Annotated in this window: 6 protein-coding genes and 2 pseudogenes; 5 read left to right on the plus strand and 3 right to left on the minus strand. The window is 71.9% G+C overall.

Going from position 1 to position 4731, the window contains the following annotated elements; all coding sequences use genetic code 11:
• A pseudogene (locus tag ACWCO3_RS31710) lies at positions 1 to 255 on the minus strand (glyoxalase); the annotation flags it as partial.
• A gap of 166 nt (positions 256 to 421) precedes the next feature.
• On the opposite strand from ACWCO3_RS31710, the gene ACWCO3_RS31715 reads away from it, so the two are divergent.
• Genes ACWCO3_RS31715 through ACWCO3_RS31730 form a run of 4 tightly spaced genes read left to right on the plus strand, consistent with a single transcriptional unit; the run spans position 422 to position 3676 of the window.
• Positions 422 to 1348, plus strand: coding sequence for a hypothetical protein (locus ACWCO3_RS31715; protein WP_357937060.1), 927 nt, complete (start codon positions 422 to 424; stop codon positions 1346 to 1348).
• Positions 1345 to 1797: an ABA4-like family protein gene (locus tag ACWCO3_RS31720; protein WP_145780710.1), complete on the plus strand. Its 453-nt coding sequence runs from the start codon at positions 1345 to 1347 to the stop codon at positions 1795 to 1797. The genes ACWCO3_RS31715 and ACWCO3_RS31720 overlap by 4 nt, the downstream gene beginning before the upstream one ends.
• A gap of 5 nt (positions 1798 to 1802) precedes the next feature.
• Positions 1803 to 3053, plus strand: a complete 1251-nt coding sequence (locus ACWCO3_RS31725) for a sensor histidine kinase (protein WP_358053675.1) — start codon at positions 1803 to 1805, stop codon at positions 3051 to 3053.
• A complete protein-coding gene (locus tag ACWCO3_RS31730; RefSeq protein WP_358053673.1) occupies positions 3050 to 3676 on the plus strand; it encodes a response regulator transcription factor in 627 nt (208 codons plus the stop codon). The genes ACWCO3_RS31725 and ACWCO3_RS31730 overlap by 4 nt, the downstream gene beginning before the upstream one ends.
• A gap of 3 nt (positions 3677 to 3679) precedes the next feature.
• Here ACWCO3_RS31730 and ACWCO3_RS31735 read toward each other — a convergent pair whose 3' ends face one another.
• Positions 3680 to 4375 carry a YoaK family protein gene (locus tag ACWCO3_RS31735; protein WP_358053671.1) on the minus strand — a complete coding sequence of 232 codons (696 nt, stop codon included), beginning with the start codon at positions 4373 to 4375 and terminating at the stop codon, positions 3680 to 3682.
• Between the two features lie 91 nt (positions 4376 to 4466).
• Here ACWCO3_RS31735 and ACWCO3_RS31740 point away from each other — a divergent pair.
• Positions 4467 to 4580 (plus strand): annotated as a pseudogene (locus tag ACWCO3_RS31740) (hypothetical protein); the annotation flags it as partial.
• Here ACWCO3_RS31740 and ACWCO3_RS31745 read toward each other — a convergent pair.
• Positions 4566 to 4688, minus strand: coding sequence for a hypothetical protein (locus ACWCO3_RS31745; RefSeq protein ID WP_450013570.1), 123 nt, complete (start codon positions 4686 to 4688; stop codon positions 4566 to 4568). The pseudogene ACWCO3_RS31740 and the gene ACWCO3_RS31745 sit on opposite strands and share 15 nt — an antisense overlap.
• Positions 4689 to 4731 lie beyond the last annotated feature (43 nt).

Below are 4731 nucleotides of genomic sequence, written 5' to 3' on the forward strand. Positions count from 1 at the left end.
CGGCCCCACCGCGTCCACCATCACCAGGCACCCGCCGGACTGCTCCTTCGCCGGGTCGAGGTCCTTCGGCGCGGGGCCGTAGTGCAATTGGAACCCACTCCACGTGAAGGCCAGGTACACGTAGGGCTTGAGCTGCTCGTAGGCCACCTCGAACCCCAGCGCCCGCCAGAACGCCAGGGTCTCCTCCGGGGCTGGGCAGTGCAGCAGCGGCACGGTGGTCTCGTTCGGTTGGACACGGTCCTCGTCGGTCGTCATCGTCGATCCCCGTCCGGTCGGCAGGCCGGCCATTCTGCCAGCACCAACGAGCGGCTCCGACGGGTTTCGTCTCCTACCCAGGGAGGAGGCGCGTTCCGACCACCGGCCGCAACCGGGGCTCGCGGTCGGACGCGATCGGCGGGAGCGGCCACGAGCATCTACAGACATGACTACCGATGTGCGCCGGGCGAGGCGCTGGAACCGCCCGCTGATGTTCCTGGTATCCGTGATGGCGGTGCTCGCCGTCGTCGCCGTGGTCGGCATCCTCGTCGACCCGCGCGTCCTCACCGGGGCGCCGATCTGGCTCAAGCCGTTCAAGTTCGCGGTGTCCTTCGTGCTGTACGGCGCGACGCTCGCCTGGATGCTCTCCCTGCTGCCGCGACGCAGCCGCGCCGTCGAGCGGGCGGTCGTCGTCATCGTCGCGGTGGCAGTCGTGGAGAACGCGTGGATCGTCGGTCAGGCGGTACGCGGGCAGACCAGCCACTTCAACGACACCACCCCCCTAAACACCGCGCTGTTCGCGGCGATGGGAGCGGCGATCATGGTGCTGTTCTTCGCGCACCTCGTCATCGGGATCGTGGTGCTGATCAAGCGGATCCCCGACCGGGTGGCGCACAGCGCGGTCGGTTGGGGGCTCGGCCTGTCCCTTTTGGGGATGCTCGCGGCGGTGCCGATGGCGCTGCCGGCTCAGGACCCGGGCATCGAGGGGATTTCCGGGGCGCACAGCGTCGGTGTGGCCGACGGCGGGGCGGGCCTGCCGGTGGTCGGCTGGAGCACCACCGGCGGTGACCTGCGGATCGGGCACTTCGTGGGGCTGCACGCCCTCCAGGCGTTGCCGATCCTGGCGATCCTGCTGAGCCGGTTCGCGACACGGCTGGACGAGCGCACCCGCGCCCGGCTGGTGGTCGTGGCGGGCGCGGCGTACGGCGTACTCACTGTGTTGTTGACCTGGCAGGCGCTGCGCGGACAGCCGCTGCTGCGCCCGGATGGCGTCACCCTCGCGGCGGTCGCGGCCCTGGTGGTCACGACCGCGACCGCCGCCGGGCTCGTGCTGGCGCGCCGCCGCCGACCGGAACTGGCGCTGGCGGCATGACCGCGACGCTGTTCTCTCTGACCTTCGCGGTGGCAGCGCCGTTCTGGGCGCTGATGATCCTGCTGCCGCGGTGGTCGTGGACCGCCCGGATCATCGCCTCCCCGCTGATCGTGCTGCCGGTCGTGGTGATCTACGCGCTGCTGGTGCTGCCGGCGTTCGGTGAGGTGCTGCCGGCCGTGGCCTCGCCGACGCTGGCCGGGGTGCGGGACCTGCTCGGCACCTCCGACGGTGCGGCGGCGGGCTGGGCACACATGATCGCGTTCGATCTGTTCGTCGGGCGGTGGGCGTGGTTGGACAGCAGGGAACGGGGGGTGCCGGCGCTGGTGATGGCTCCGGTGCTGCTGCTGACCATCCTGCTCGGGCCGCTCGGCCTCGCCGCGTACCTCGCGGTCCGGACCCGGTGGCGGCGGTCGGCGACCGCCGCCACCGGCCCGCAACGCCTAGGCTGACCGTCGTGAGCGGGCTGGGGCGACTGTTCGACCTGCGGGACACACTCGTGCGGATGGTGCTGCTCGACCTCACCGGGTTGTGCTACCTGCTCGTCGTCCCGCACTCCACCAGCACGCCCACGACGACACAGTGGGTCCTCGCGGTGCCGGCGTTCGCGGTGGCGCTGGCGGCGCACCGCCGACCGGTGGTGAACATGGTGGCGCAGGCCGCCCTGCTGGCGGTCGCCATCAGCCTGATCGACGACTTCACCATCAACCAGGTCGGCGCCAGTTGGGCGTTGCTCGAGATGACCATGCGGGCGCGTGGCCCCCGGGCCATCTGGCTGGCCACCGCGCTGCTGGTGGTGGTCGACCTGACCGACTCGATCGGCGACCCGCCGCGTCGGTTCGCCTCCGGGGTCGTCGGGCTCGCCGTGGAGGTCGGCGTTCCGGTCCTGCTCGGCCTGGTCATCCGCACCAACCGGGAACTCGGCCGGCAGGCCGTGGAGCAGGCCGCCGCCGAGCAACGACAGCGCGAGTCGGAGAGCCGCGCGGCGCGCGCCGACGAACGCGCCGCCATCGCCCGCGAGCTGCACGACGTCGTCGCGCACCACGTGGCGTCGATGGTGCTGCGCGTCGGCGTGGCCCGGCACGTGCTCACCGACCTGGACCCCCGGGCGGGCGAGGTGTTCGACGACGTGCACGGCACCGGCACGGCGGCCCTGGCGGAGCTGCGCCGGCTGGTCGCGGTGCTGCGCAACCCCGATGGGGTACGCGGTGACGCGGCGCTGACCGCGATCGAGCCCTCCGCGCTGCCGGCGGCGATCGGCGCTGCTGTCGACCGGGCACGTCAGGCCGGTGTCACAGTGGAGGCCGACCTGGATCCGGCGATCGGTTCGCTCGACGCGGTACGCGGCATGGCCGTGCTGCGGCTGACCCAGGAGGCACTGACCAACGTGGCCAAACACGCCGGAACCTCAGCGGTGGCGCGGCTCGTCGTCGCCGTCCACGACGACGCGGTGCACTGGGAGGTCACCGACACCGGTCGCGGTGAGGTCCCGGCGGGTCTACCGGCCGGCGGCGGTCACGGCATCACCGGCATGCGCGAGCGCGTCGAGGTCCTCGGTGGCCGGTTGGAGGCGGGCCCGACCGACACCGGCTGGCGGGTGCGCACCGCCCTCCCGGCCGTGGTCGCCGCGTCGGACCGGAGCCCGGGCGGGTCGATGCCCGCTGAGCGTGCGGCCCCGGCGGGGTCCCGCACCCCGGAGCCGGCGTGATCCGGGTGCTGCTGGTCGACGACCAGCACCTCATCCGCGCCGGTCTGCGCATGCTCTGCGAGGCTCAACCCGACGTCGAGGTCGTCGGGGAGGCCGACAACGGCCGCGAGGCGATCACGCTTGCCGCGCGGCTGCTTCCCGACGTGGTGGTCATGGACCTGCGCATGCCCGGCGTCGACGGGATCACCGCGACCAGCCGGATCCTCGCCGAACGCCCCACCACCCGCATCCTGGTGTTGACCACGTTCGGCGACGACGACCACCTCTATCCCGCCCTGACCGCCGGCGCCTGCGGGTTCCTGCTCAAGGACGCGCCCCCGACCGAGCTGCTGGACGGCATCCGCCGGGCCGCCGCCGGTGACAGCCCGTTCAGCGCGGAGGTGCTCCGACGCCTCGTGCAACGCGCCGTGCACGCCCGCCCCGAGACGCCACGACCGGTGCAGGGGTTGACCGCCCGCGAACAGGACGTGCTGAACCTGGTCGCCGAGGGCCTGTCCAACACCGAGATCGGCGACCGCCTCCACATCGGCGTCACCACGGTCAAGACCCACATCACCAGTCTGATGACCAAGACCGACAGCCCGAACCGGGTACGCCTGGCCCTGTTCGCGCGCGGCGTCTGACGCTCAGGCCCTCATCCGCGCGGACACGGCGATGACGAGCAGCAGTGGCACGATCAGCAACGCCGGGGCGACGACCGGCAGGTGCAGGGCGACGAGCGCGCCGACCCCGGCGCCGACCATGAGGGCCAGCAGGACCTGGGCCTTGGGGCGCAGGCTGCCCCACGGGCTGCGCGCGGCGACGCCGGCGATCAGGCTGGTGAGCGTGCCGGTCAGGTACGTGGAGGACAGGCCGGGGACGCCGAAGCGTTGGATCGCGCTGCTCTGGATGCCCAGCGCGACGGCGGACAGCATGAGCAGCGCGAGGTGGACACCCGCGTCGGGGATGTGGAGGGTGACCTCCCAGACGACGAGGAACACGAGGAACACCACCAGTTCCAGGACCAGCGCCCAGGTGACCCGACGGGGCCAGACCGGGTCGTCCGGTTGCGCCGAGCCGACGACGCGGGCACCCGCGAGGACACCGACGATGAAGCTGACGATGGCGCAGCCCGACGTCAGAGCCAGCTCGGCGTCGCCCCGGCCCGCGGAGAGTCCGAGCAGGACCATGTTGCCGGTCATGACGCTGGCGAAGGCACCGCCGAGGGAGAGGAACCCGAGGGCGTCGGCGCTGCCGGTCAGGAAGGTGAGCACGACGACGAGCGCGTGCCGGCGGCGCAGGAGACGCGGGTCCTGCTGAGCTGCGAGGTCGGGCTGGATCACGCGGGGGACTGTGCTCGACACTGTCGGCCACCCTCCAGAGATTGTTCTTCGTATACACTTTGTCCGGACATGTTCACGGAGAGGCGACCAGGTGGCTGACGATCTGCGGGACAAGCTCGGCACCCAACACCTGCCGCTACGAGATCAGGTCCTCGCCGCACTGCGCACCGCGATCATCGACGGCAACTACCTACCCGGTGAACGGCTCACCGAGGACCGGCTGGCCGAGGACTTCGGCGTCTCCCGCAATCCGGTCCGGGAGGCTGAACACCCGGACCTCAGCGACGTCCCGATCGAGAAGTCGGCGGACCATCGTCCGGCCGAACGAACCCGTTCCACCGGTGATCAGGACTCGC

The sequence above is a fragment of the Micromonospora sp. NPDC002411 genome, from assembly GCF_053592955.1.

What these genes read in the sequence shown, in the direction of transcription:
- ACWCO3_RS31715 (WP_357937060.1), top strand. Translation starts at nt 422, where the DNA reads ATGACTACCGATGTGCGCCGGGCGAGGCGCTGGAACCGCCCGCTGATG.
- ACWCO3_RS31720 (WP_145780710.1), top strand. Translation starts at nt 1,345, where the DNA reads ATGACCGCGACGCTGTTCTCTCTGACCTTCGCGGTGGCAGCGCCGTTC.
- ACWCO3_RS31745 (WP_450013570.1), bottom strand. Translation starts at nt 4,688, where the DNA reads ATGGTCCGCCGACTTCTCGATCGGGACGTCGCTGAGGTCCGGGTGTTC.